This window comes from Symbiopectobacterium purcellii, from assembly GCF_052050035.1.
Taxonomy (GTDB): Bacteria; Pseudomonadota; Gammaproteobacteria; order Enterobacterales; family Enterobacteriaceae; genus Symbiopectobacterium; species Symbiopectobacterium purcellii_A.
Window position 1 is genome coordinate 4,097,742 of the sequence record NZ_CP189882.1, and the last position, 22,794, is coordinate 4,120,535.

General features: G+C 45.1%; 26 protein-coding genes and 9 pseudogenes. 16 read left to right on the forward strand and 19 right to left on the reverse strand.

Features of this window, described 5'->3' with window-relative positions; translation table 11 throughout:
- The first annotated feature begins 586 nt into the window (after positions 1-586).
- Together ACQGXV_RS27905 and ACQGXV_RS27910 are read left to right on the forward strand one after the other, a co-directional pair.
- A complete protein-coding gene (locus ACQGXV_RS27905; protein WP_440863828.1) occupies positions 587-1,270 on the forward strand; it encodes a Rha family transcriptional regulator in 684 nt (227 codons plus the stop codon).
- Between the two features lie 67 nt (positions 1,271-1,337).
- Complete coding sequence (locus ACQGXV_RS27910; protein WP_440863829.1) at positions 1,338-1,862, forward strand: Rha family transcriptional regulator; 525 nt, start codon at positions 1,338-1,340, stop codon at positions 1,860-1,862.
- 6 nt (positions 1,863-1,868) lie between these two features.
- Here ACQGXV_RS27910 and ACQGXV_RS27915 read toward each other — a convergent pair whose 3' ends face one another.
- Positions 1,869-2,402 carry an IS630 family transposase gene (locus ACQGXV_RS27915; RefSeq protein ID WP_440862665.1) on the reverse strand — a complete coding sequence of 178 codons (534 nt, stop codon included), beginning with the start codon at positions 2,400-2,402 and terminating at the stop codon, positions 1,869-1,871.
- The gene (locus ACQGXV_RS27920; RefSeq protein ID WP_440862584.1) at positions 2,326-2,691 is read right to left on the reverse strand and encodes an IS630 transposase-related protein; all 366 of its coding nucleotides are present in this window, start codon (positions 2,689-2,691) and stop codon (positions 2,326-2,328) included. The genes ACQGXV_RS27915 and ACQGXV_RS27920 overlap by 77 nt, the downstream gene beginning before the upstream one ends.
- A 375-nt stretch (positions 2,692-3,066) precedes the next feature.
- Between ACQGXV_RS27920 and ACQGXV_RS27925 the strand changes: the two genes are divergently transcribed.
- Positions 3,067-3,345, forward strand: coding sequence for a hypothetical protein (locus ACQGXV_RS27925; protein WP_440863831.1), 279 nt, complete (start codon positions 3,067-3,069; stop codon positions 3,343-3,345).
- A gap of 163 nt (positions 3,346-3,508) precedes the next feature.
- The gene (locus tag ACQGXV_RS27930; RefSeq protein ID WP_440863833.1) at positions 3,509-3,718 is read left to right on the forward strand and encodes a ParE family toxin-like protein; all 210 of its coding nucleotides are present in this window, start codon (positions 3,509-3,511) and stop codon (positions 3,716-3,718) included.
- A gap of 248 nt (positions 3,719-3,966) precedes the next feature.
- On the opposite strand, the pseudogene ACQGXV_RS27935 reads toward ACQGXV_RS27930, so the two are convergent.
- The 6 genes and pseudogenes from ACQGXV_RS27935 to ACQGXV_RS27960 form a co-directional block, all read right to left on the reverse strand.
- Positions 3,967-4,644: pseudogene (locus tag ACQGXV_RS27935) on the reverse strand (IS5 family transposase); the annotation flags it as partial.
- Positions 4,645-4,953: 309 nt separating this feature from the next.
- Entirely contained in the window at positions 4,954-5,271 is a 318-nt protein-coding gene (locus ACQGXV_RS27940) for a helix-turn-helix domain-containing protein (protein WP_440863835.1), read from the reverse strand.
- Between the two features lie 67 nt (positions 5,272-5,338).
- On the reverse strand, positions 5,339-5,863 hold the full coding sequence (locus ACQGXV_RS27945) for an IS3 family transposase (RefSeq protein ID WP_440863837.1): 525 nt from the start codon (positions 5,861-5,863) through the stop codon (positions 5,339-5,341).
- A 3-nt stretch (positions 5,864-5,866) separates the two neighbouring features.
- Complete coding sequence (locus tag ACQGXV_RS27950; protein ID WP_440863838.1) at positions 5,867-6,043, reverse strand: hypothetical protein; 177 nt, start codon at positions 6,041-6,043, stop codon at positions 5,867-5,869.
- An 81-nt stretch (positions 6,044-6,124) separates the two neighbouring features.
- Positions 6,125-6,457: a transposase gene (locus tag ACQGXV_RS27955; RefSeq protein ID WP_440867645.1), complete on the reverse strand. Its 333-nt coding sequence runs from the start codon at positions 6,455-6,457 to the stop codon at positions 6,125-6,127.
- A 75-nt stretch (positions 6,458-6,532) separates the two neighbouring features.
- Positions 6,533-7,026 (reverse strand): annotated as a pseudogene (locus tag ACQGXV_RS27960) (IS5 family transposase); the annotation flags it as partial.
- Between the two features lie 68 nt (positions 7,027-7,094).
- On the opposite strand from ACQGXV_RS27960, the gene ACQGXV_RS27965 reads away from it, so the two are divergent.
- From ACQGXV_RS27965 to ACQGXV_RS28000, 8 genes and pseudogenes are all read left to right on the forward strand, one after another.
- A complete protein-coding gene (locus tag ACQGXV_RS27965) occupies positions 7,095-7,460 on the forward strand; it encodes an IS630 transposase-related protein (protein ID WP_440862584.1) in 366 nt (121 codons plus the stop codon).
- Entirely contained in the window at positions 7,384-7,917 is a 534-nt protein-coding gene (locus tag ACQGXV_RS27970; protein ID WP_440862665.1) for an IS630 family transposase, read from the forward strand. The genes ACQGXV_RS27965 and ACQGXV_RS27970 overlap by 77 nt, the downstream gene beginning before the upstream one ends.
- On the forward strand, positions 7,878-8,141 hold the full coding sequence (locus ACQGXV_RS27975; RefSeq protein ID WP_440863840.1) for a winged helix-turn-helix transcriptional regulator: 264 nt from the start codon (positions 7,878-7,880) through the stop codon (positions 8,139-8,141). The genes ACQGXV_RS27970 and ACQGXV_RS27975 overlap by 40 nt, the downstream gene beginning before the upstream one ends.
- A gap of 578 nt (positions 8,142-8,719) precedes the next feature.
- Positions 8,720-10,816, forward strand: coding sequence for a hypothetical protein (locus ACQGXV_RS27980; RefSeq protein ID WP_440863842.1), 2,097 nt, complete (start codon positions 8,720-8,722; stop codon positions 10,814-10,816).
- Between the two features lie 96 nt (positions 10,817-10,912).
- Positions 10,913-11,236: pseudogene (locus ACQGXV_RS27985) on the forward strand (transposase); the annotation flags it as partial.
- A gap of 243 nt (positions 11,237-11,479) precedes the next feature.
- Positions 11,480-11,818, forward strand: a complete 339-nt coding sequence (locus tag ACQGXV_RS27990) for an IS630 transposase-related protein (protein WP_440862928.1) — start codon at positions 11,480-11,482, stop codon at positions 11,816-11,818.
- Positions 11,784-12,275, forward strand: a complete 492-nt coding sequence (locus ACQGXV_RS27995) for an IS630 family transposase (RefSeq protein WP_440867646.1) — start codon at positions 11,784-11,786, stop codon at positions 12,273-12,275. Before ACQGXV_RS27990 ends, ACQGXV_RS27995 begins: the two co-directional genes overlap by 35 nt.
- Positions 12,276-12,713: 438 nt before the next feature.
- A pseudogene (locus tag ACQGXV_RS28000) lies at positions 12,714-12,956 on the forward strand (transposase); the annotation flags it as partial.
- A 42-nt stretch (positions 12,957-12,998) separates the two neighbouring features.
- Here ACQGXV_RS28000 and ACQGXV_RS28005 read toward each other — a convergent pair.
- The 3 genes and pseudogenes from ACQGXV_RS28005 to ACQGXV_RS28015 form a co-directional block, all read right to left on the reverse strand.
- Positions 12,999-14,292: pseudogene (locus ACQGXV_RS28005) on the reverse strand (IS256 family transposase).
- A 306-nt stretch (positions 14,293-14,598) separates the two neighbouring features.
- A complete protein-coding gene (locus ACQGXV_RS28010) occupies positions 14,599-14,952 on the reverse strand; it encodes a hypothetical protein (protein ID WP_440863843.1) in 354 nt (117 codons plus the stop codon).
- Positions 14,953-15,831: 879 nt separating this feature from the next.
- Positions 15,832-15,963: pseudogene (locus ACQGXV_RS28015) on the reverse strand (IS5/IS1182 family transposase); the annotation flags it as partial.
- 153 nt (positions 15,964-16,116) lie between these two features.
- On the opposite strand from ACQGXV_RS28015, the gene ACQGXV_RS28020 reads away from it, so the two are divergent.
- Complete coding sequence (locus ACQGXV_RS28020; RefSeq protein ID WP_440863844.1) at positions 16,117-17,007, forward strand: hypothetical protein; 891 nt, start codon at positions 16,117-16,119, stop codon at positions 17,005-17,007.
- 98 nt (positions 17,008-17,105) lie between these two features.
- Here the strand turns inward: ACQGXV_RS28020 and ACQGXV_RS28025 are convergent.
- Positions 17,106-17,273 (reverse strand): annotated as a pseudogene (locus ACQGXV_RS28025) (IS5/IS1182 family transposase); the annotation flags it as partial.
- A gap of 278 nt (positions 17,274-17,551) precedes the next feature.
- Here ACQGXV_RS28025 and ACQGXV_RS28030 point away from each other — a divergent pair.
- Positions 17,552-17,818, forward strand: a complete 267-nt coding sequence (locus tag ACQGXV_RS28030; protein ID WP_440863845.1) for a hypothetical protein — start codon at positions 17,552-17,554, stop codon at positions 17,816-17,818.
- On the opposite strand, the gene ACQGXV_RS28035 is transcribed toward ACQGXV_RS28030, so the two are convergent.
- The gene (locus tag ACQGXV_RS28035) at positions 17,785-18,519 is read right to left on the reverse strand and encodes an IS3 family transposase (RefSeq protein WP_440867647.1); all 735 of its coding nucleotides are present in this window, start codon (positions 18,517-18,519) and stop codon (positions 17,785-17,787) included. The two genes, ACQGXV_RS28030 and ACQGXV_RS28035, sit on opposite strands and share 34 nt — an antisense overlap.
- A gap of 62 nt (positions 18,520-18,581) precedes the next feature.
- On the reverse strand, positions 18,582-19,370 hold the full coding sequence (istB, locus tag ACQGXV_RS28040; RefSeq protein WP_440863846.1) for an IS21-like element helper ATPase IstB: 789 nt from the start codon (positions 19,368-19,370) through the stop codon (positions 18,582-18,584).
- Between the two features lie 62 nt (positions 19,371-19,432).
- On the opposite strand from istB, the gene ACQGXV_RS28045 reads away from it, so the two are divergent.
- Positions 19,433-19,561 carry a hypothetical protein gene (locus ACQGXV_RS28045; protein WP_440863847.1) on the forward strand — a complete coding sequence of 43 codons (129 nt, stop codon included), beginning with the start codon at positions 19,433-19,435 and terminating at the stop codon, positions 19,559-19,561.
- Between the two features lie 9 nt (positions 19,562-19,570).
- On the opposite strand, the gene ACQGXV_RS28050 is transcribed toward ACQGXV_RS28045, so the two are convergent.
- The 4 genes and pseudogenes from ACQGXV_RS28050 to ACQGXV_RS28065 all read right to left on the reverse strand — a co-directional run bounded on the left by ACQGXV_RS28050 (position 19,571) and on the right by ACQGXV_RS28065 (position 21,509).
- On the reverse strand, positions 19,571-19,753 hold the full coding sequence (locus ACQGXV_RS28050) for a hypothetical protein (RefSeq protein WP_440863849.1): 183 nt from the start codon (positions 19,751-19,753) through the stop codon (positions 19,571-19,573).
- A 72-nt stretch (positions 19,754-19,825) separates the two neighbouring features.
- Positions 19,826-20,044 (reverse strand): annotated as a pseudogene (locus ACQGXV_RS28055) (transposase); the annotation flags it as partial.
- A 249-nt stretch (positions 20,045-20,293) separates the two neighbouring features.
- Complete coding sequence (locus ACQGXV_RS28060; protein ID WP_440863850.1) at positions 20,294-20,494, reverse strand: hypothetical protein; 201 nt, start codon at positions 20,492-20,494, stop codon at positions 20,294-20,296.
- 120 nt (positions 20,495-20,614) lie between these two features.
- Positions 20,615-21,509, reverse strand: a pseudogene (locus tag ACQGXV_RS28065) (IS5 family transposase).
- On the opposite strand from ACQGXV_RS28065, the gene ACQGXV_RS28070 reads away from it, so the two are divergent.
- Entirely contained in the window at positions 21,503-21,637 is a 135-nt protein-coding gene (locus tag ACQGXV_RS28070) for a hypothetical protein (RefSeq protein ID WP_440863852.1), read from the forward strand. The pseudogene ACQGXV_RS28065 and the gene ACQGXV_RS28070 overlap by 7 nt on opposite strands.
- Here the strand turns inward: ACQGXV_RS28070 and ACQGXV_RS28075 are convergent.
- A protein-coding gene (locus ACQGXV_RS28075; protein WP_440867648.1) for an IS3 family transposase occupies positions 21,607-22,703 on the reverse strand; the annotation gives its coding sequence in 2 pieces (ribosomal slippage) (positions 21,607-22,463 and positions 22,463-22,703; 1,098 coding nt in all). The genes ACQGXV_RS28070 and ACQGXV_RS28075 overlap by 31 nt on opposite strands.
- Positions 22,704-22,794 lie beyond the last annotated feature (91 nt).

The window sequence follows — 22,794 nt, forward strand, 5'->3', positions numbered from 1 at the left end:
TGTCGCATTAGTGAGATGAAGTTTGCATAAGGTGTGTTGTCGATTATTTAGGCAACCAACAGATAAAATGATCCTGCAGGTGACAAACTCTGACTTTTCGGGTGTTGATAGGCTTTGTTGGATAAATCGAACTTTTAGGAGATTGGCGGATCTTATCACTACAGTCGTTTCAGCATAGGGTTCCCATGGCAAAGCAAACGTTTAAAATCACCAACTGGTCCGTCTACAAAATGCTCTCAGGCAGCGCGGTTCATTGACAGTCTGGTTTCAAGCTCCTGGAAATATAGGGACAAATCCACATCCCGACAAAGAGAATCTGTTCTAGTCGCTAACGAAGAAATGTTTACAGTTTGTTAAGAACCTGACTGACCCTAATAATCCGCGCCAGACACAGCCCCATTTCTACGACAGCCTGTTTCCAAGGCTCTTAGGCGTCATGATGAACGGTGTAGCAGTGTAAACCAACATATTGACGCAAGGAGAACCCATGCGCTATAGTCAAGCTGCATCTGCAAATTCAGGTGCCGGGTTTCGAACCCCGTAGGGATTGTCGCGACAGAATGACACGCCGCGAGCGTGTTTTTTTATGTCGCAATTCAGCTTCATCTCAATGGTGGGCTGGATAGGGCTACCGAAAGGTAGGCCGGATGACAATCCCGGTAGTTCGAACCCTGTTCAGTTCACCACCAGTTATAGAGATTCGAACCTCTTGGTGGTGGTTAAATTTAGATTGTCACCGGAGGTCATTATGACACTTCACTCATCCCTTGCTGCACCTAAAGTTACTATTCACAATGGTAAAGCTGTAACCACTTCGCTGGACGTTGCTGATTATTTCGGCAAGCTACATAAAAATGTCATCCAGAAGATAGAATTCTTGGATTGTTCTTCTGAATTTACAAAGCTGAATTTTAAGCTTTGCCATAAAAACAATGAGTTGCAGAACGGCAAGCCTCAGCCATACTATGAAATGACCAAAGACGGCTTCGTCTTCCTCGTCATGGGCTTCACGGGAAAAAAGGCAGCAGCGTTCAACGAAGCGTACATTGCGGAGTTTAACCGCATGGAAGAGCGGCTTCATGGAGCAGTTGCCGTCAGTGGCGTAACCAGCGAAATCTTACTCACCCTTCAAGATAATAAAGTCATCAGCTCCCGGCCCATCGCTGACAACGAGTATGTTGCCAGCCTCGATACATTGTTCGAGATTGCGCGCCGAGCTGACTATCTCATCATACACAAAGACGATCTGATTAAAAAGCTCGCTAGCTAATCACCAATCACGCCCCGGTATCGCGCCGGGGTTCCATTAATCACATTAACTTGTGAGGATATTGATCATGCAAAATTTAACCATTGCACAAACATTAACCATGTCCAGCCGTGAGATTGCTGAACTTACAGAAAAGCGCCATCCAGATGTAAAACGAGACATTGAACGAATGATTTTTGACCTACAGGGAGATGTGAGCAAATTTGCGCACATCTATCTGGACTCCATGAATCGCCAGCAGACTGAGTACCTACTCGACCGCGACCACACCGAATGCCTGCTTACCGGCTATAGCGCTGTTCACCGTATGCGCGTTATCAAACGCTGGCATGACCTCGAAAAACTGGCGGCTACACCTGCCTTGCCGGAAAACTACATCTCTGCGCTGGAAGCACTGCTGGAATCGAAAAAGAGTGAAGCTGCACTGATACTGGTCAACAAAGAACAGGAGGCCGAAATCCACGACCTCAAGAGCTTGTTCAAGGAGGGTATGACCCCTACCCAGTTTTGCAAAATGCTCAACGGTGTTAACACCCAGAAAGTGAACCAGTGGTTAGCTGAGCGTAACTGGCTCTATAGCCAAGCGACTTAATTTTGATTACACCATATGGACTGAGAACAAACTCTCTGTATCGCAACCCATCTCTCTTTTTTTGCTTTTTGCTTGTGCCCATTTATGCTCAATTGGGTTAAGATCTGGCGAATATGTAGGCAAATACTCCACCATATACCCTGCATCGATGATGACTTGTTGAATATTATGTTTTTTGTGAAAAGTGGCATTGTCCATCATGATTACACTGTTTTTAGGGAGTACTGGGATAAGGACTTGTGTGACCCAGGCATAGAAAACATCGCTGTTAATATTGATATCAAATAATCCGATAGCAAACAGCGTTGTGCCTAATAAAGCGCCGATAACATTTGTTCTTCCCCTAGCTCCCCAGTTCTTCAGGCCAAAACACCGTTGACCTTTTGGGGAATAGCCGTGAGTCCGTGGGGCATCGTGTGAAAAACCACTTTCATCAATAAAAACAATAGGTTTACCTTCTTTTTCATACTGTTGTTTTTTTTGTTGAAATCCCTGCCGGGCGTTTTCGTCGGCTTTCGGATGACGTAGAGTTTTTTTTATAGGTCAATCCCAGCTTTTTAAGCGCTTGCCAAATGGCCTTCTGACAAACGCCAAAACGCTCTGCACGTTCTTTTTGGTAAGCATCTGGATATTGTTCAACATCTTTTATCAACTCGGATTTATCGATCTTTCGCTGACGCGTGGTCGATGCTTTTGACTCTATTTGATTAATCCAACGCGATACAGAGGCAGGGCCAATCCGAAATTGCTTCGCTGTTTCTCGGATACTCAACCCTTCGTTTTTCCGTGTAGATATCACTTTACGTCTAAAATCAATTGAATAGCTCATTTAAATAATGTAATCAAAATTAAGTCGTTTAGCTATACAACGAAAGCCAATCCGGTACCCGTTGGCGTGCAACATCCTACTCTCGCGACAAATACCTGACTGAGCACCAACATCTGATTAGCGTTCATGGTGCCGATGACTTCATTAAGCAACAGCCGGTACTCCTTCGCAAAGGCGCTGAGCGCATCTATGACTTATACCGTCGTGGCAAAGTGCCCATGAAACTCCACTGGAATGGCGATTTTACCCACCAAAAGCACGTCAGCCTTGCATCGTGAGAGGTTTACGCATGCAAAACTTAATATCTGAACATATTTTAACCATAACCAGCCGCTACGAGCGGTTTTTTTTTACGCCTGAATGAAGGAGATGAAGATGGGTGGGTATACGAAAGGCCCGTGGAAATGGTGGATGAGTAATAGTTTTCGCCGCCTGAGTGGGCCAGACGGCAAGGATGGTGGCGTAATTTGCCCAACCGTGAGCAGAAGTGATGGGCATCCTGATTTAATCGTGAGAAAAGCTGATATGGCGCTTATTGAGTCGGCACCGGATTTGCTTGAGGCGCTGGAAGCAGTGGTTCGTGTTGCAGACAGAGATACCGTCGAGTTCAACATGGCCCGTGCAGCCATTGCTAAAGCAAAAGGTGGATCATGAAACGCCCAACCCCAGCAGCAACACTCGCCATAGCCGCTCTTGTAGCGGCTTTTTGTGGGCGTCAGACATTATTTGGAGCGCTATATGATGCTAATACCCTTACCCACCCCAATACTAGCACAGCATCAAAACAGCCTTGCATCGTGAGAGGAGCAACGAACGAATGAAACCTAAAATACCTAACAGGATAAGAGAGCGGGAGAAGTTATTTAAACGCTTATACCGTGAAGGACTTATCCATGCAAGACGCATAAGACGAACCGGTTATTTATCAATACGGCTCTCCCTCTACTGGCGCATGTTATCCAAAGATAATGGCCTGAGTTGTATTAGACGACAATTACAACCCTTGCTATCGCGTCAATTACCCTAAAGAGGTCATACCAGAAGGAATGTCACTTTTAAATGCTTCCTAAGTTTCCTTTTCCTAGCTCCCTTAACACTAACCAGTAACGCTTTTTAGTCAGGACTGAGGCGGAGCGCAGCGAAGTGAGCACCGAACAGTTATGGCTAAAAAGCGGAAGGATTCTGTAAGTCATACAGCCGCATTTTACAGAAAGGAATCGGCTTTGTTGAATAAATCAGAATTAGCCGACAGGATGACTCCCTCTGCTACACCTGTTATCCTATCCTGACGCTGTGTGGCATACCCAACAACGTCATACGGTTCAGCGCTTTGACCATCGCTATGGCTTCACCTACTTGAGCCTCATAGTCACGCAGGCTCAGATGGCCACCCAGCAAAGTTTTTATGCGGAACATCGCTGTTTCTGCCACTGAACGCCGGTGATAACCCACTTTCTTTTTCCACATATCATTACTCCCGCTCAGACGCTGATTCGCCACCGCATGGTTACGTTCATGGTACTTGTCCGGCCAGTATTTGGCTCCGCTTCGCGGCGGGATAAGGGGCCTGCTTTTCTTTCTTAGCAACGCATCGTGGCAGTAACGGGCGTCATAAGCACCGTCTGCTGACACTTCCCTGATTTTTCGGTGGGTTTGGTTAATCAGGCCCGGCAGTGCCTGCGCATCTGTCGTTCCGCTGAGCGATAAGTCGGCACAGATAATCTCATGCGTCGCACTGTCTGCTGCCAGATGAAGCTTGCGCCACACTCTTCGTCTGTCAGCCCCATGCTGCCTGACTTTCCATTCACCTTCGCCAAAGACCTTCAGACCGGTACTGTCGATGACCAGATGCGAGATTTCACCACGCGTTGGCGTTTTTATGCTGATACTGACGGTTTTTGCCCGCCGACTGACCAGAGAGTAGTCCGGGCAGCGCAGTGGCAGGCTCATCAGGGCTTTGTTGAATAATTTAAGATACTGATTTATATAAGCATTATAAAATTTCAACGACTAATTTTTCCTCTCGGAATGCTTTTTATTGTGCTAACTATTTGATTTGTCGTTCTAACAAAATACATTCTCTGGGCTTTGTTGAATAATTTAACGTTTTGATTTACAACTTCTTTAGGTGGGATGCATGTACAGAAAATGTATTTTGTTAGAACGACAAATCAAATAGTTAGCACAATAAAAAGCATTACGGTAGTAAAATTCAGTCGTTAAAATTTTATAATACCCATTTAAATCAGTATTTTAAATTATTCAACAAAGCCATTTATTCAACAAAGCCACCCAGCGACATACCCGTGTTCTATCTAAACCAAAAAGAAGTCCTTGCAAATCATAGGTCGGATAACATTTTAAATACAATAAAATAAAAAGCAGTTTATCTAATGGGGTTGGGATAAATCCTTTCTGCCCTGCACCCATCTGCCGCTCGTGATCTTTTCGATTCTTTTTCCGATAAATCAAATAACAAGCTGAAAATTCAGCGGCTAAATTTTTCAATTCTTCGACTGATAATCCAATGATTGCTTTACATAAACGATTATCTCGTAACAACCGCTCTTTGTTGATCATTTAAAACCTTTATTCTCTAAGTTAAACCTCTTTTTATTCTCAATAGCCTGACAAAAAATGCAAGTCTCTATTCAGCAACTAGTTTCATGTAAGCCCGTGTTGGCTGGGGTACCAGCAGCAACCATTCATGTTTCAGACTGCCCCAGAAGCGCTCCATCACCGCATTATCCCAGCAGGCACCCACGTCTCCCATACTGCTCCTCAGCCTGTAGCTGCTCAGCAGCGCCTGAAAGCGTTGTCCCGTGTACTGCGTCCCCCTGTCCGTATGCACCACCAGGCCCGGCGGGGGAGTTCGCAGGTTATATGCCTTCATCAGGGCCCCGCAGACCAGCGATGAGGTCATCCGTCTGTCCACCTGCCAGCCCACTATCTGCCGGGAGTACAAATCCATAATAGCCGCCAGATACAGCAAGCCTTCACCGGTCTTCAGATACGTGATGTCACTCGCCCACACCTGATTTGGCCCCGGCGGGTTAAAATTCTGGTTCAGCAGGTTTGGGGCCACCTCTGCACCCGAGCGGGGTTTTGTCGTGACCTTATAAGTCCGGCGCTGTCGGCAGACCAGCCCATCTTCCTGCATGAGTTTCCTCACCCGTCAGCGGCTGATTATGATGCCTTCTCCACGAAGCCTTCTGACCAGCGTCCGGCTTCCTGCTCCCTGCCTGCTGGCGGCGAACAGCGCCTTTAACCTGACCCGGACCTCCACGTCTTTTTGCAGCGGTTCGGCGGGCTTTTTTCGCCATGCATACCAGGCAGAGGCCGTCACACGCATGACCCGACAGAGTGTACGAACGCTAAAGTCAGTGGCATTGTCGAGAATGAACCGGTATCTCACGACATATAGCCAACCGACTTAAAAATGATTACATCCTATGCCCTGATATGCGGCAAAGAAGCATAGCTGGCTGTTATCAAAATAATGTCGCTTGGCTATATGTTTCGCGAAGAAGGCACTCGCCTTTTTTAGTATCTCCTTCTCTGTACGTAACTCTTTGTTTTCCTTTTGTAACCGTTTTAACTCTGCACGTTCATCATCGCTGAGTACGCCGTTGCTCTGCTCGCGTGCCAGCGAGACCCATGTATGCAGGGTTTTGTTGCTTATGCCCAGCGATGCTGCTGCCCTGGCTATCGTATAGCCCTGCTCTGTTACCAGGGCAACGGCTTCCTTTTTAAACTCAGGGGTAATTGTCGTTTATGGTTCACTAAACACCTCCGTTTTGGATGTAAGTTTAGTGTCCTGATTATTCAACCACTACAGTAACGCGAACAGGCTTTCGTGAGCCTGCCCAGCACTCAGTACGATATTTAGCGGGATGCCGCTTCCGTCAGTCGCCATGTGGATTTTGGTGCCATAACCACCTCGTGAGCGACCCAGGCTGTTATCGTTGGTAATATCGGGATGTTTTTTTGAGCGCCAGCCGCACATTTGAGCGCACGGATATTGCTGCCATCCAGCGCAATGGCTGACCAGTCAACAAGTCCATGAGCATCAAGAAATGAAAGTAACCTATTAAAAATAATGTTAATAACTCCAGACTTTGACCATCTATTGAAACGGTTATAAACGGTTTTCCATGGGCCGTAACGTTCAGGTAAATCACGCCATGGGGCACCTGAACACAGTATCCAGAACATGCCGTTGACGATTTTGCGATGTTCTGCCCATGGCCGGCCTGCCTGCGGAGATTTCAAAACGGTTGGTAACAAGGGCTCAATGATTGCCCATGCTTCATCAGAAAGATCGTAGCGAGCCATAATCCAAAGTGTCTTAGAAACAGATGGATACTATAGCTAAACGACTTAATTTTGATTACATTATTTAAATGAGCTATTCAATTGATTTTAGACGTAAAGTGATATCTACACGGAAAAACGAAGGGTTGAGTATCCGAGAAACAGCGAAGCAATTTCGGATTGGCCCTGCCTCTGTATCGCGTTGGATTAATCAAATAGAGTCAAAAGCATCGACCACGCGTCAGCGAAAGATCGATAAATCCGAGTTGATAAAAGATGTTGAACAATATCCAGATGCTTACCAAAAAGAACGTGCAGAGCGTTTTGGCGTTTGTCAGAAGGCCATTTGGCAAGCGCTTAAAAAGCTGGGATTGACCTATAAAAAAAACTCTACGTCATCCGAAAGCCGACGAAAACGCCCGGCAGGGATTTCAACAAAAAAAACAACAGTATGAAAAAGAAGGTAAACCTATTGTTTTTATTGATGAAAGTGGTTTTTCACACGATGCCCCACGGACTCACGGCTATTCCCCAAAAGGTCAACGGTGTTTTGGCCTGAAGAACTGGGGAGCTAGGGGAAGAACAAATGTTATCGGCGCTTTATTAGGCACAACGCTGTTTGCTATCGGATTATTTGATATCAATATTAACAGCGATGTTTTCTATGCCTGGGTCACACAAGTCCTTATCCCAGTACTCCCTAAAAACAGTGTAATCATGATGGACAATGCCACTTTTCACAAAAAACATAATATTCAACAAGTCATCATCGATGCAGGGTATATGGTGGAGTATTTGCCTACATATTCGCCAGATCTTAACCCAATTGAGCATAAATGGGCACAAGCAAAAAGCAAAAAAAGAGAGATGGGTTGCGATACAGAGAGTTTGTTCTCAGTCCATATGGTGTAATCAAAATTAAGTCGCTTGGCTATATAGCTCAAGCAATTAAGGGACACAGCCTAGTTATTCGTACGGTTTATCCTGTCGTGCCGCCAAAAGTGGAATACCAGTTGACCGATCTTGGCCTCAGTCTGGGGGCTGCCTTTTGTGGTGTGTGGGTGTGGGCTGAAGAAAATCTTGCAACAATCAGACATGCTCGAGCGATCTTCGATCAAAGAAAAAAGGGCGAATAAAATGCACTGTTCTGGCAGGCAATGCGTTGTTTTTTTTGAGAAAATAACTCTGTTATAAGGCGCAATGGGTGTCGCATGTTGTTTGATAAAGCAGATGCCGAAGACATCTGCTTTTTGCATTTGGCGCCTCTAACCAGGACAGCCTTTGCCAAGCGCTCGCTAATGAGCACGCTGAACGAGGAGGGGCCTGTTAAGACCACCAGAATCTGATCACTGTTTGCTTTAATTTTTACTCTTGTTTGACGGCATCGTTAATACGGCGCTGGGAGCAATAGAATATCAAGATATTCCAGGATCTGCAGAGCCTTGACCTTGCGGGAATATCACAAATAACTTATTGAATAAATTGTTTTTGTTTATTTCCTTGTGCGTTGCTTTCACGTTGCCCGGGGCGCTTAAACGCGTCCTTTCATTGCTGAATTTCTTCAAGATAAAGGCCTTTACGGCGACAATATTCAGCAGAGTAAGGTGATAAAGCCAAGAACGACCAATAAAAAGCTACCACCAAGACAAAAAAACTGATAAGATAAATGAGATTGATTATCAATATCATCTAATGATAATATAAAGGACATCATATGCTTTCTATCGCCTCTTTCTCTAATTCTCTTTACAACACAGGCTATTTGGGAAAAATATCAGAGCATAAAAATGATATAAATCAATCCCATTGTTCTTCTAAGGTCAGTAACATTAGTAATTCTAATCAAAGTATAAATAATGATCCAACACCCTCTCTGTTTGTACGGTCATGTGATGTAGATAAACAAAAAAACATATTGAGTAAAGTAAAAACGTATTGTAATAAAATAGTCGTATCAGCTTATAATTATTTGCGTTCTATTGATGGCATTGATGAATTTACCGTAGCAACCGGCCAGGTTTTACCACAGTTTCATCAATCATTATTATCATTAAGCATTTTACTACCCGCTATTCCTTTGGTCGGTGTGGGTGCGAAAGGTGCTTTTGATGAATCAGTTGAAAGTTATAAAATAATTTATCCTATGTTTATGGAGGATCTTAAGGGGAAAAAGCAAGAAGTTTTAGAAATATTACAACAAAACTTTGCTGAAGATGATGTCAATAAGAAACTCGTTGAAGAACGGATTGAACCCTTTTTTGATGTTTGGATTAATTGGCTACAAGGTGGCAATGAAAAAGAAAATATTGAGAATTTCCAACAACTGTGTGCGGCTTGGGCATCGTTGCAAGAAAAAAACAATGCTACTGCCAAAACACGTTATGTCGCTACAGAATATCAACGAATGAAACAAGAAGTTCCGATGGTAAAAATTGACCGCAATTTCTCACCATTACAAGCTACAGCAATGAGTTTAATGACAGGTGGAATGGTTGGATTGTCTGCGAAATCAATAGCAGATCTAGTCATGTCACAGGGAATCAGCGGAGCAGAAGCAGCGAGTGATTTAGCAGAAATGGTCAGTAATATTCTACTTTTGCCCGCACAAGTCATGATGACTGGGTATGGAATTTCGCAAACGGTTTCTGGATATAACTACGACAAACTGCTGAAAAAGAATCGTTCTTTATTAGTAAAGGACCATCAACCCGAGTTTATTAAAGAAAATATTGCACAATTAAAAGAAATAGCTGACCGGAAAATATATTATAATTATAAGCAAAGAATAGAATATGGTGCTGTCACTGCTGTTGGCCAGGCTGGGATGGCATTAAGCTCCTTAAGTGCACTCACTGGTGTTGGCAGCGCGCTGGGGCTTGTTCCTGCTTTAATTGGCGCGCCAGCGACTATTTATGGTTGTTATATTCGGACGAGAACCAGAGTGCAAGAACGAAAATATTTAGGTGCTAGAGATGCTCAAAATGTATTGGATAAAAGATTAAATTTTGATAACTTGATAAAATATCAAACTACAACCCCTACTGGCACAAATCAGACAACGCAATCCGCTGTAACAACGATTGATACTCTCAACACGGTTGTTAAAGCGGCAACGAATGTAATGCTAGAACAGCAAAAAATCCTGGCAGAAGTAAAATTACTCTCATTGATTCAAAAAACGATCAACAAAGCACATAAAAATAATATTCAACTAACGGTTGAAGCATTGCATCAGCAAGTAGGTTCCAGAGTTGATGTTTTACTTGATAGAGTAACGCGGAGCCAGAAAAGGTTTATAGAACAACCGGGTAAGTATTTTATTCGGCAACGCACCTCATTATTGTCAGATGATTTAAAAATAATAAAGGGAATGCTTAATGATGGCGAATATAACATTGGTTGTTTGGAGGGTAAATTAGATAAGCAACAAGGGTATTATAATCTATTATCCAGATTGGAATTTATGAAAGAAAGCTATAATCTATCTCTATCCATCAATACAAAAGAAAAAATATTAGCATCTAGCGTGCGAGATCTTTTAAAGTTAGCAGGTGAAAGGAAAGAAATCAAAGAGGCGCTACAACATCAAAATGGTATTTCTGATAAATTTTTTAATTGGAATGATTTGCAAGAAATCATTCGGCGTGATGAAAAAGCGAAGGCCATTTACACCCAGCATCATAACCATTACTTTATTAAGCAAATGAAAAATGAAGGTAAATCCTTGAGGGATGATGCTTATGAAAATATCATAAACGGATTGGCGTCTAAATCAGCAATTGAACAACGTGTTAATAAAATAATAATTTGAACTGTTCTTCCTCCTGAAAAAAGGACCAGTCTACACTAAGAACCTATCCCAAAAGGAATTGTCAGTTAATAAGTAATGGCAATTTCTGAAGGAAGTATGGCAAGCAATAAGTGGCAGATCAGCGATGAACTCTGGGGGAAAATGGTTCCGTTGCTCCCGGAATACAAAACCCACCATCCGCTGGGTACGCATCGCAGGCGGGTTGATAATCGTGCCGCAATGAACGCCATTCTCTTTGTGCTCAGAACGGGTTGCCAGTGGAATGCCCTGAATGCCACCGGGATATGCTCGTCAAGCTCCACTCACCGCCGCTTCCAGGAGTGGCGGGATGCAGGAGTTTTTGAACGGTTCTGGCAGAACGGTTTGCTGGCCTGCGAGCAGCTGGATGCTATCGACTGGTCATGGCTGTCGATGGATGGTTTGTAGTGGTCAACTAAATTTGGCCACCCTACCTGACTGTTGATGGAACAGCCGTTCTGATTCATTTGGTGTTAACCCACCGTTATATAGCTAAACGACTTAATTTTGATTACATTATTTAAATGAGCTATTCAATTGATTTTAGACGTAAAGTGATATAGCCAAGCGACATTATTTTGATAACAGCCAGCTATGCTTCTTTGCCGCATATCAGGGCATAGGATGTAATCATTTTTAAGTCGGTTGGCTATATCTACACGGAAAAACGAAGGGTTGAGTATCCGAGAAACAGCGAAGCAATTTCGGATTGGCCCTGCCTCTGTATCGCGTTGGATTAATCAAATAGAGTCAAAAGCATCGACCACGCGTCAGCGAAAGATCGATAAATCCGAGTTGATAAAAGATGTTGAACAATATCCAGATGCTTACCAAAAAGAACGTGCAGAGCGTTTTGGCGTTTGTCAGAAGGCCATTTGGCAAGCGCTTAAAAAGCTGGGATTGACCTATAAAAAAAACTCTACGTCATCCGAAAGCCGACGAAAACGCCCTGCAGGGATTTCAACAAAAAAAACAACAGTATGAAAAAGAAGGTAAACCTATTGTTTTTATTTATGAAAGTGGTTTTTCACACGATGCCCCACGGACTCACGGCTATTCCCCAAAAGGTCAACGGTGTTTTGGCCTGAAGAACTGGGGAGCTAGGGGAAGAACAAATGTTATCGGCGCTTTATTAGGCACAACGCTGTTTGCTATCGGATTATTTGATATCAATATTAACAGCGATGTTTTCTATGCCTGGGTCACACAAGTCCTTATCCCAGTACTCCCTAAAAACAGTGTAATCATGATGGACAATGCCACTTTTCACAAAAAACATAATATTCAACAAGTCATCATCGATGCAGGGTATATGGTGGAGTATTTGCCTACATATTCGCCAGATCTTAACCCAATTGAGCATAAATGGGCACAAGCAAAAAGCAAAAAAAGAGAGATGGGTTGCGATACAGAGAGTTTGTTCTCAGTCCATATGGTGTAATCAAAATTAAGTCGCTTGGCTATATCTGGCTCCTTAGGTCGACACCAATAGCGATATAGCCAACCGACTTAAAAATGATTACATCCTATGCCCTGATATGCGGCAAAGAATCATAGCTGGCTGTTATCAAAATAATGTCGTTTGGCTATAACTGCTTCGGTGAACATTAAAAATACGACACAACGCTTTCACTGGATAAAGCGCTCTTAGCTTTTCAACTACCGAGAATTTTTCAGTGAGTCGGACATTAAAAACTAGTTGCTGAATAGAGACTTGCATTTTTTGTCAGGCTATTGAGAATAAAAAGAGGTTTAACTTAGAGAATAAAGGTTTTAAATGATCAACAAAGAGCGGTTGTTACGAGATAATCGTTTATGTAGAGAGTGTAAACAGATCTGTGTAAATGGCATTTTGAGGAAAACCTTCAGAGGACAAAAAATGCCTATCAGCAACGAACTTATTGACCAACTGCTTCAGGATTGCCACTCCCCTCAGGAGCTTCTGGGTGAATCAGGCCTACTCAAGGAACTGACTAAAAGACTGGCGGAACGGGTTCTTCAAGCTGAGATGGAGATACACCTTGGGTATGCTAAGCATGACCCGGCTGGTAATAATTCAGGCAACTCCCGCAATGGCAAGACATCCAAGAGCGTACGTAGCCAAAATGGGGAGATCGAGCTTATTCCGAGTCTGTAAAGAATTTTGTGTAAATGGCTCCATTGCTTAACCGGAGATTCGTTCTCCATACATCAACATGAATTGGCTCATAGCAGGTTTCCAGTCTCTGATTGGCAAGGTCCATTTAGCAGAGGGCTAGATAGAGTAATTTTATCACCGAGTCATCCGTTGGAAATATTCGTCGCGTTTTCGTTATCTTGCGCAATGAAGCATTTAACGACTCTATTGCGTTGGTGGTGTAGATAACCTTGCGGATCTCCGGCGGAAAGTCAAAAATGACGATGAGACGTTCCCAATTATTTCTCCACGACGGGCTGATCGTCGGGAACTGCTCATCCCATTTGGCCGCGAAGGCATCCAGGGCCTCTTCAGCGCCCTCTAGCGTTGCGGAACTATAGATAGTGCGGAGGTCAGCAGCAACGGCTTTACGCTCTTTCCAGCCGACGTAGCGCAGCGAGTTTCGCACCTGATGCACGATGCAGAGCTGTACCCGCGTATGCGGGTAAACAGCTTCAATGGCATCAGGAAAGCCCTTCAGGCCATCGCAGCAGGCGATGAAGATGTCCTGTAGCCCACGATTTTTCAGTTCTGTCATTACAGATAACCAGAACTTGGCCCCCTCGGTTTTGGCTATCCATAGCCCCAGCAGCTCTTTTTCGCCCTGGCCGTTGATGCCTAGAGCCAAGTAAACAGACTTGTTGGTCACGGCTCCGCCGTCCTGGCTTTTGACCACAATATAGCCAAGCGACATTATTTTGATAACAGCCAGCTATGCTTCTTTGCCGCATATCAGGGCATAGGATGTAATCATTTTTAAGTCGGTTGGCTATACAGTCAAGGTAAACAATGGGATAAAACGCATCCAGCGGCCGTTGCTGCCAGCGCTTAACGTCATCCATCACGGCATTGGTCACTTGAGAAATGAAGCCAGCGGAAACATCGACCCCGTAGACTTCTTTAAAGTGAGCCTGAATATCACGGGTTGATAGCCCTCTGGAATAGAGAGAAATAATGCGGTCATCGAAGCCGTTAAGCTGCTTTTCGTGCTTACCGATCAGTGTCGGCTCGAAGGTACTGTTGCGGTCGCGCGGAATATCGAGCTCGAGCGCCCCATTTTGCTACGTACGCTCTTGGATGTCTTGCCATTGCGGGAGTTGCCTGAATTATTACCAGCCGGGCCATGCTTAGCATACCCAAGGTGTATCTCCATCTCAGCTTGAAGAACCCGTTCCGCCAGTCTTTTAGTCAGCTCCTTGAGTAGGCCTGATTCACCCAGAAGCTCCTGAGGGGAGTGGCAATCCTGAAGCAGTTGGTCAATAAGTTCGTTGCTGATAGGCATTTTTTGTCCTCTGAAGGTTTTCCTCAAAATGCCATTTACACAGATCTTTTTACACTCTCTCAAAGTAGAAATTGACCCATCTAAAGACGAACGCTTTAAGAATTACATAGGGCGTTACGGTGCTGTCAGAAGCGACTAATCCCCAATATTGTGGGTTGTGCAGGATCTGCACACCTCCCGATATGGGCACCACCTGCATATTTTCATTGCTCCTGCTCATTTTTCTTTCTACTGTATATTTTAGTTGATCCTGCGTGTTTTAGTTGATCCTGCATATGAGCTAACAACCCGTAGTGGCATAATTAATTAGAGGGCCGTGACGAGAAAAGCTTTCACAACCAGAGAGAAAATACCTAAAACTCCAGCGCTCAGCATCCAGCGAATTAACTTCTGCTCAGAGCGGATACCGGCCATCTCAAGCTGTAAGTCTTTGCGGACTAATTGCATATCCTTACGCACATCGGCTATCTCTGCGGATAGGGCCTTACGGACATCGGCTATATCGCGCTTTACCTCAGCGATATCAGCCTTGTTAGCGACATCCGCCACCTCATGAGATTTGCGTACGACGAGCGAGATCGCCTTGGCCTGCTCTCTGGAAATACCAGCAGTCTCAAGCTCTTCTGATGCCTGCAATGTATCAAATGCAACCTGGCCCATAGCGGATCCTCCTGTGTTAAGCCAAGTGTAAGCGATCTGACCGCCAATCTGCAAAATTTTACCCGTTAGCCCTCTGATAACCACATCCGTTTAATTATGGAGAAATTGTTATGTCTAAATTAGTTGTCATTGAAAATACCGTCGTCCGTCAAGATGCTTTCGGGCGTTACTGCCTGAATGATTTACATCGCGCAGCCGTTGCACAAGGTAGAGCGACTAAATCACAGAGACGGCTTTGTTGAATAATTTAAGATACTGATTTATATAAGCATTATAAAATTTCAACGACTAATTTTTCCTCTCGGAATGCTTTTTATTGTGCTAACTATTTGATTTGTCGTTCTAACAAAATACATTCTCTGTAAATGCATTCTAACTAAAGAAGATGTAAATCAAACGGTTAAATTATTCAACAAAGCCCACAGAGACCTTCGGCTTTTTTCAAAAGCAAGGGTACTCGTAAGATAGCAAAATCGTTAGGTAATAACGCATTAAAGACAATGCATGGCGGCGTTGAATCAGGCATTTGGGTTGTACCTGCATTAGCTATTCGCTATGTCTATTGGCTTAAAAAAGAAACAATGATAGATAAAAATAGAGCCACAACAGCCTGCCGATTTACCGTCATGATGAACGAAACACCACTGAGTCACCTCTCCGGGGAGGTGATTTATGCATGAGTTCACCCCTCAGCTGCCTTTCGAGGGAGAATGGGGCATCAAGCCAGACTGTCAATGACCCGCGCAGCCTGAAAGCATTGTTGTAGATGGACCCGTTGGTGATTTTAAACGTTTGCTTTGCCATGGGGAGCTGCTATCGGGAGCGATGATAGTGCTCTGATCCGGCGATCCCCTGAAAGTTCGATTTATTCAACAAAGCCGGTCTGCGTCCGCGCCAGGATGAGGGGTAACACGGGAGCAGTATATCTGCAATATCATCTTATGGAACCAGAACATTCATGCGGTCGAGAAACTGTGATTTACGGGAGGAATAGCGGGAAATGGCTGGCATCGTAAAAATATCATGATAAATAAAGTGTTACATTCTCATAACTCACTATTAAATCGCACCTTCCTTAGAGACATCACCTTCATGCGGTTTCAGGATCTTTGAAATTCCTAGGCGTTCAAAAAGCCGTTTTTTTATATTAAATAATATAATAAATTGAAATTATACTTCCTTACGAAAATCAATCCAATCAGTAAGGTTTATTTTACTATGAATATGACAGTATCAAGCGGCGCAAGCCCAATTAAAGGAAATCATGCAACTATTGAAAAAGGCAATTTAAATAAATCAAATAGGAACAGCATCACCAATAACATTCTTCAAGCAAATAATAGTGTTCTTACATTTTCATCTATAAAAAAATTCATTAACGCAAAAAATAATAATACCATTGATACAAGCAATATTAATCAAATTAATATTAAAAACAGAGAGTATAAAATCCAAGAAAAAGATGGAAAAGTTGAGATTATTAAATCAAAACAATACAGAAAATTTGATTGCATCAAACATTTTCTTGAAAAATGCAAGGCAGATCATTTTTCCTCGGTAAAAAAAGATATAAAATCGATGAATAATCAAAAAAATCACATTAAAAATATAATGACTCCAGAGCCTTATGGGCAATCGGCTGCTACCTCGATGAAAGCGTCTACCATTCCGCTGGTTCCCATTCGGCCAGCGCCGCCGGTTCCCACTAGGGCATTAACTCAGACTGCGCCCGTAGAACTGCGTAGCAGTGGGATACCAACGCCGCCGCCTTTGCCGCCTAACCCCCAGAAGGTTACGGTAAGCTCAGAACCCGCGTTAAGTCAAAAGACAATACTTAAACCCGAAAGCACATTAACTCAGACAGCACCTGCAGAACTGCGTAGCAGTGGGATACCAACGCCGCCGACTATGCCGCAACCTCAGAAGGTTACGGTAAGTTCAGCACCGGTGGTAAATGAAAAAAGACAAGACATGGTCACAATGCTCAATTTGGAGGAAGTACTCAAAGAGGCGCAGATGAAACTTAATACCACAGTTAACGCATACTGGAAATAGTTGGCTTTTGTTATATTCTGCCGTTATTTGAGGTTTCCACGGGCTTTGTTAAATAAACCAGATATTAGATGATAGGATGGTCCCCGCTGGAACACCTGTTATGCAATACGGACGCTGGCCGGCATACCCAACAGGGTCATCCGGTTCAGCGCATTGACCATCGCCATCGCTTCACCTACCTGATCCTCATAGTCACGCAGGCTCAGGTGGCCACCCAACAGAGTTTTGATGCGGAACATCGCTGTTTCTGCCACTGAACGGCGGTTATTGACGCAAGGAGAGCCCATGCGCTATAGTCACTCTGTATCTGCAAATTCAGGTGCCGGAATTGGAACTCCGCCGAGATTCACCGCGACAAACTGACACGCCGCGAGCGTGTTTTTTTATGTCGCAATCTAGCTACGCTTCCATGGTGAGCTGGATGGGGCAGCAGTAAGGCTGGCCGGACGGTGATCCCGGTAGTTCCAACCCTGTTCAGTTCACCACCAATAGAGATTGGAACCTCTCGGTGGTGATAACATCAAGATCACTATTGGAGGTCATCATGACCATTCATACCAGCCTTGCTGCACCTAAAGTTACTATCCACGACGGTAAAGCTATTACCACCACCGATGACGTTGCTGCTTACTTCGGCAAACAACCACATCATGTTGTACAAAAAGTAGAATCCCTTGAATGTTCAGAAGATTTTATCATCCGCAACTTTTCGCGAATGATAAAAAATGTACAACTTGCCAAGGGCGCAACACGTGAGGTCTGCACTGGTCAAGTAAATCAGGACACTTTTTTCTCAGCCATTTGTTCATAACTCACCGGAGACAGATCCCCGTTAGCGGCATGATGCCTGTCTAGGTTGTAGTAGCGGATATACGTCGCCACATCTTGCTCCATGTAAGCCCGTGTTGGCTGGGGTACCAGCAGCAACCATTCATGTTTCAGACTGCCCCAGAAGCGCTCCATCATCGCATTATCCCAGCAGGCACCCACGTCTCCCATACTGCTCCTCAGCCTGTAGCTGCTCAGCAGCGCCTGAAAGCGTTGTCCCGTGTACTGCGCCCCCCTGTCCGTATGCACCACCAGGCCCGGCGGGGGAGTTCGCAGGTTATATGCCTTCATCAGGGCCCCGCAGACCAGCGATGAGGTCATCCGTCTGTCCACCTGCCAGCCCACTATCTGCCGGGAGTACAAATCCATAATAGCCGCCAGATACAGCCAGCCTTCACCGGTCTTCAGATACGTGATGTCACTCGCCCACACCTGATTTGGTCCCGGCGGGTTAAAATTCTGGTTCAGCAGGTTTGGGGCCACCTCTGCACCCGGGCGGGGTTTTGTCGTGACCTTATAAGTCCGGCGCTGTCGGCAGACCAGCCCCTCTTCCTGCATGAGTTTCCTCACCCGCCAGCGGCTGATTATGATGCCTTCTCCACGAAGCCTTTTGACCAGCGTCCGGCTTCCTGCTCCCTGCCTGCTGGCGGCGAACAGCGCCTTTAACCTGACCCGGACCTCCACTGTCAATACCGATTGAATTCTGACCCACCCTGACAAAGTAAAACTGACCCACCCCCTTTGAATTACTCGAGCGTAGCTGCTTTAGTTTTCTTCTGGATCTGACCGCTTTTCAGCTTATCTTTCAGTCGATAGCTTTGACCGCTGATTTGCGCGATATGCGCATGGTGAAGCAGCCGATCCAGCATCGCCGCCGTCAGCGTTTCATCATCTCCGAATGTCCCCGACCACTGGGTAAACGGCAGGTTGCTGGTCAGGACCACGCTGCCTGACTCATACCGTTTAGCGATAACCAGGAAGAACAGATTGGCTTCCATTTTACCGAAGGGAAGGTAGCCAACCTCATCTATGATCAACAACTTAGGCTTACCCACAACGCGATTAAGATAGCTTTTTAACTCCCCCTGACGATGTGATGCGAGCAGCTGTAGCATCAGATCTGCGGCTGTGACGAACCGAATACTCATTCCGGCCATCGCGGCTCTGTAGCCGAGTGCTGTCGCCAGGTGCGTTTTACCTACCCCGGACGGACCCAGCAAGACCAGGTTCTCCTGACGCTCGATAAACGCCAGCCCGGCCAACTCCTGGATCTGACTGCGAGGTACGCCACTCGCAAAGGCGAAATCAAACTGCTCCAGCGTCTTGATCACCGGTAGGCCTGATAAACGCAAAATAGTCTGCCGGCGCCGTTCGTTCAGCCCATCATGCTGAAGCTGTAAAGCAGCTTCAAGGAAGTCGGCATGAGTGCCGTTGCTGTCGATCGTCGTCTGAGCAACGGCGGGCCACTCAGCCGGTAATCTATCGAGCTTAAGCTGCTCGCAGAGCGCTGCGATACGATCATGCTGGAGGTTCATGCTTCTACCTCCAGTAGCGCCTGATACGCGTAGCCAACGGGTGCTGGAGACTCTCTGTGGGTATGGGGCGCGAGCAACTCGCCGGTACCGGTGGAGGAAATGCCAGTGTTATAGCCAAGCGACATTATTTTGATAACAGCCAGCTATGCTTCTTTGCCGCATATCAGGGCATAGGATGTAATCATTTTTAAGTCGGTTGGCTATATCTTCGGCAATGGCAACAACGCAGCCCGCTCACGCGGCATGCGTTGTTCAGGCGGAATACCGGTGGTGCCATGTTTACGGGTGTTGGCAACGGTGATCAACCACTCACCAATGCGTGCATTAGCCGCGGGGACGTCCAGTATCAGCCCAGCCTGGCGAAACGTGGCGGCAAGCGGCACAACAAAGCTGTTCTTGAGGTAATGGTTGAAACGTTGAGTCTGTAAAGAATTTCGTGTAAATGGCTCCATCGCTTAACCGGAAATCCGATCTCCATACATCAACATGAATTGGCTCATAGCCGGTTTCCAGTCTCTGATTGGTAGGGTCCATTTAGCCGAGATATTATGCAAGGCTAGATAGAATAATTTTAGCACCGAGTCATCCGTTGGAAATATTCGTCGCGTTTTCGTTATCTTGCGCAATGAAGCATTTAACGACTCTATCGCGTTGGTGGTGTAGATAACCGGCTTTGTTGAATAATTTAAGATACTGATTTATATAAGCATTATAAAATTTCAACGACTAATTTTTCCTCTCGGAATGGCTTTGTTGAATAATTTAACCGTTTGATTTACATCTTCTTTAGTTAGAATGCATTTACAGAGAATGTATTTTGTTAGAACGACAAATCAAATAGTTAGCACAATAAAAAGCATTCCGAGAGGCTTTGTTGAATAAATCAGAATTAGCCGACAGGATGACTCCCTCTGCTACACCTGTTATCCTATCCTGACGCTGTGTGGCATACCCAACAACGTCATACGGTTCAGCGCTTTGACCATCGCTATGGCTTCACCTACTTGAGCCTCATAGTCACGCAGGCTCAGATGGCCACCCAGCAAAGTTTTTATGCGGAACATCGCTGTGGCTTTGTTGAATAATTTAAGATACTGATTTATATAAGCATTATAAAATTTCAACGACTAATTTTTCCTCTCGGAATGCTTTTTATTGTGCTAACTATTTGATTTGTCGTTCTAACAAAATACATTCTCTGTAAATGCATTCTAACTAAAGAAGATGTAAATCAAACGGTTAAATTATTCAACAAAGCCCATCGCTGTTTCTGCCACTGAACGCCGGTGATAACCCACTTTCTTTTTCCACATATCATTACTCCCGCTCAGACGCTGATTCGCCACCGCATGGTTACGTTCATGGTACTTGTCCGGCCAGTATTTGGCTCCGCTTCGCGGCGGGATAAGGGGCCTGATTTTCTTTCTTAGCAACGCATCGTGGCAGTATAGCTAAGCGACATTATTTTGATAACAGCCAGCTATGCTTCTTTGCCACATATCAGGGCATCGGCTGTAATCATTTTTAAGTCGGTTGGCTATAACGGGCGTCATAAGCACCGTCTGCTGACACTTCCCTGATTTTTCGGTGGGTTTGGTTAATCAGGCCCGGCAGTGCCTGCGCATCTGTCGTTCCGCTGAGCGATAAGTCGGCACAGATAATCTCATGCGTCGCACTGTCTGCTGCCAGATGAAGCTTGCGCCACACTCTTCGTCTGTCAGCCCCATGCTGCCTGACTTTCCATTCACCTTCGCTAAAGACCTTCAGACCGGTACTGTCGATGACCAGATGCGAGATTTCACCACGCGTTGGCGTTTTTATGCTGATACTGACGGTTTTTGCCCGCCGACTGACCAGAGAGTAGTCCGGGCAGCGCAGTGGCAGGCTCATCAGTGTAAAAACCGAGTCGACAAAGCCCTGTAATGCCCGGAGCGACAGGTTAAACACGCGCTTTATCATCAAAACCGTGGTAACAGCCATATCGGTGTAGTAAAGCGGCCGACCACGACCTTCAGGCGAAGCACTGTCAGTCCATGCAGCGATGGCGGACTCATCAAGCCAGACCGTCAGGGAGCCGCGTTGTCTGAGTGCTTTGTTGTAGGTGGGCCAGTTGGTGATTTTAAACTTGTGCTTTGCCATGGGGAGCTGCTATCGGGAGCGATGATATAGCCAACCGACTTAAAAATGATTACATCCTATGCCCTGATATGCGGCAAAGAAGCATAGCTGGCTGTTATCAAAATAATGTCGCTTGGCTATACCAGTGAGGTCTGACATCGCTATAATAATGGGTTATGTAGCGAATAATGGATGATTGAGCAGTACTAAAGCTTTGGTAGCCAGTCGTTGGCACCCATTCAGTCTTCAGACTACGGAAGAATCGCTCCATCGGACTATTATCCCAACAATTTCCTCTGCGACTCATACTTTGGGTCATCTGATAACGCCACAATGCCTGCCTATACTGACGACTGGTGTAATGGCTTCCTTGGTCACTATGAGACATGACTTGTTTGGGATGCCCACGCAGTTCCCAAGCCATTTGTAGTGCTTTGGCTGTTAATTCTGAATCTGGCGAAAACGACATTGCCCAACCCACGGGTTTTCGGGCAAATAAATCTAATACCACCGCCAGATACGCCCATCGGTCGCCTGTCCAAATATAGGTTACATCGCCGCACCAAACCTGGTCAGGCTTGGTAACAGCGAACTGCCTATTGAGCAGATTTGGAATATCAATACGTTCATTTCCACCGCTGTTGTATTGATGTTTTCTTGTTTGGCAACTAACGAGGGTTAATTCTTTCATCAACTTACCCGCTAACCACCGCCCAAGTTTCACGTCGTGTGTATTGGTAACCATCGTGGAGATAGTCCTTGCGCCCGCAGACCCGCCACTAACGTTCCACGCTTCGCTGACCAGGCTACGTTTTATCGTCCGCTCAATATCTGGCTCCTTAGGTCGACACCAATAGCGATAACTGCTTCGGTGAACATTAAAAATACGACACAACGCTTTCACTGGATAAAGCGCTCTTAGCTTTTCAACTACCGAGAATTTTTCAGTGAGTCGGACATTAAGAGCGCAGTAGCGTTTTTTAAGATGGCATTCTCCATTTCCAGTCGGTGGATTTTTTTCTTCATTTCTCTGAACTCAATTTGTTCAGGTGTTAATGGCAGACCAGGCGATGTTTTCCCTTGACGTTCTAAACGAAGGGCTCTTACCCACCGGCTAATCGCTGAAAGACTGACGTTCATGGCTTTCGCGGCTTCCTGGTAGGTATAATTTTGGTCAAGGACGGCTTTGTTGAATAATTTAAGATACTGATTTATATAAGCATTATAAAATTTCAACGACTAATTTTTCCTCTCGGAATGCTTTTTATTGTGCTAACTATTTGATTTGTCGTTCTAACAAAATACA

Coding starts and splice junctions, on each gene's coding strand:
- ACQGXV_RS27950 (WP_440863838.1), bottom strand. CDS start 6,043: ATGCGTGTGACGGCCTCTGCCTGGTATGCATGGCGAAAAAAGCCCGCC.
- ACQGXV_RS27920 (WP_440862584.1), bottom strand. CDS start 2,691: ATGAGCTATTCAATTGATTTTAGACGTAAAGTGATATCTACACGGAAA.
- ACQGXV_RS27965 (WP_440862584.1), top strand. CDS start 7,095: ATGAGCTATTCAATTGATTTTAGACGTAAAGTGATATCTACACGGAAA.
- ACQGXV_RS28030 (WP_440863845.1), top strand. CDS start 17,552: ATGACCATTCATACCAGCCTTGCTGCACCTAAAGTTACTATCCACGAC.
- istB (WP_440863846.1), bottom strand. CDS start 19,370: ATGAACCTCCAGCATGATCGTATCGCAGCGCTCTGCGAGCAGCTTAAG.
- ACQGXV_RS27930 (WP_440863833.1), top strand. CDS start 3,509: ATGAAACCTAAAATACCTAACAGGATAAGAGAGCGGGAGAAGTTATTT.
- ACQGXV_RS27980 (WP_440863842.1), top strand. CDS start 8,720: ATGCTTTCTATCGCCTCTTTCTCTAATTCTCTTTACAACACAGGCTAT.
- ACQGXV_RS27905 (WP_440863828.1), top strand. CDS start 587: ATGTCGCAATTCAGCTTCATCTCAATGGTGGGCTGGATAGGGCTACCG.
- ACQGXV_RS27910 (WP_440863829.1), top strand. CDS start 1,338: ATGCAAAATTTAACCATTGCACAAACATTAACCATGTCCAGCCGTGAG.
- ACQGXV_RS28045 (WP_440863847.1), top strand. CDS start 19,433: ATGGGGCGCGAGCAACTCGCCGGTACCGGTGGAGGAAATGCCAGTGTT.
- ACQGXV_RS28010 (WP_440863843.1), bottom strand. CDS start 14,952: ATGGGCCAGGTTGCATTTGATACATTGCAGGCATCAGAAGAGCTTGAG.
- ACQGXV_RS27925 (WP_440863831.1), top strand. CDS start 3,067: ATGGGTGGGTATACGAAAGGCCCGTGGAAATGGTGGATGAGTAATAGT.
- ACQGXV_RS27940 (WP_440863835.1), bottom strand. CDS start 5,271: ATGATCAACAAAGAGCGGTTGTTACGAGATAATCGTTTATGTAAAGCA.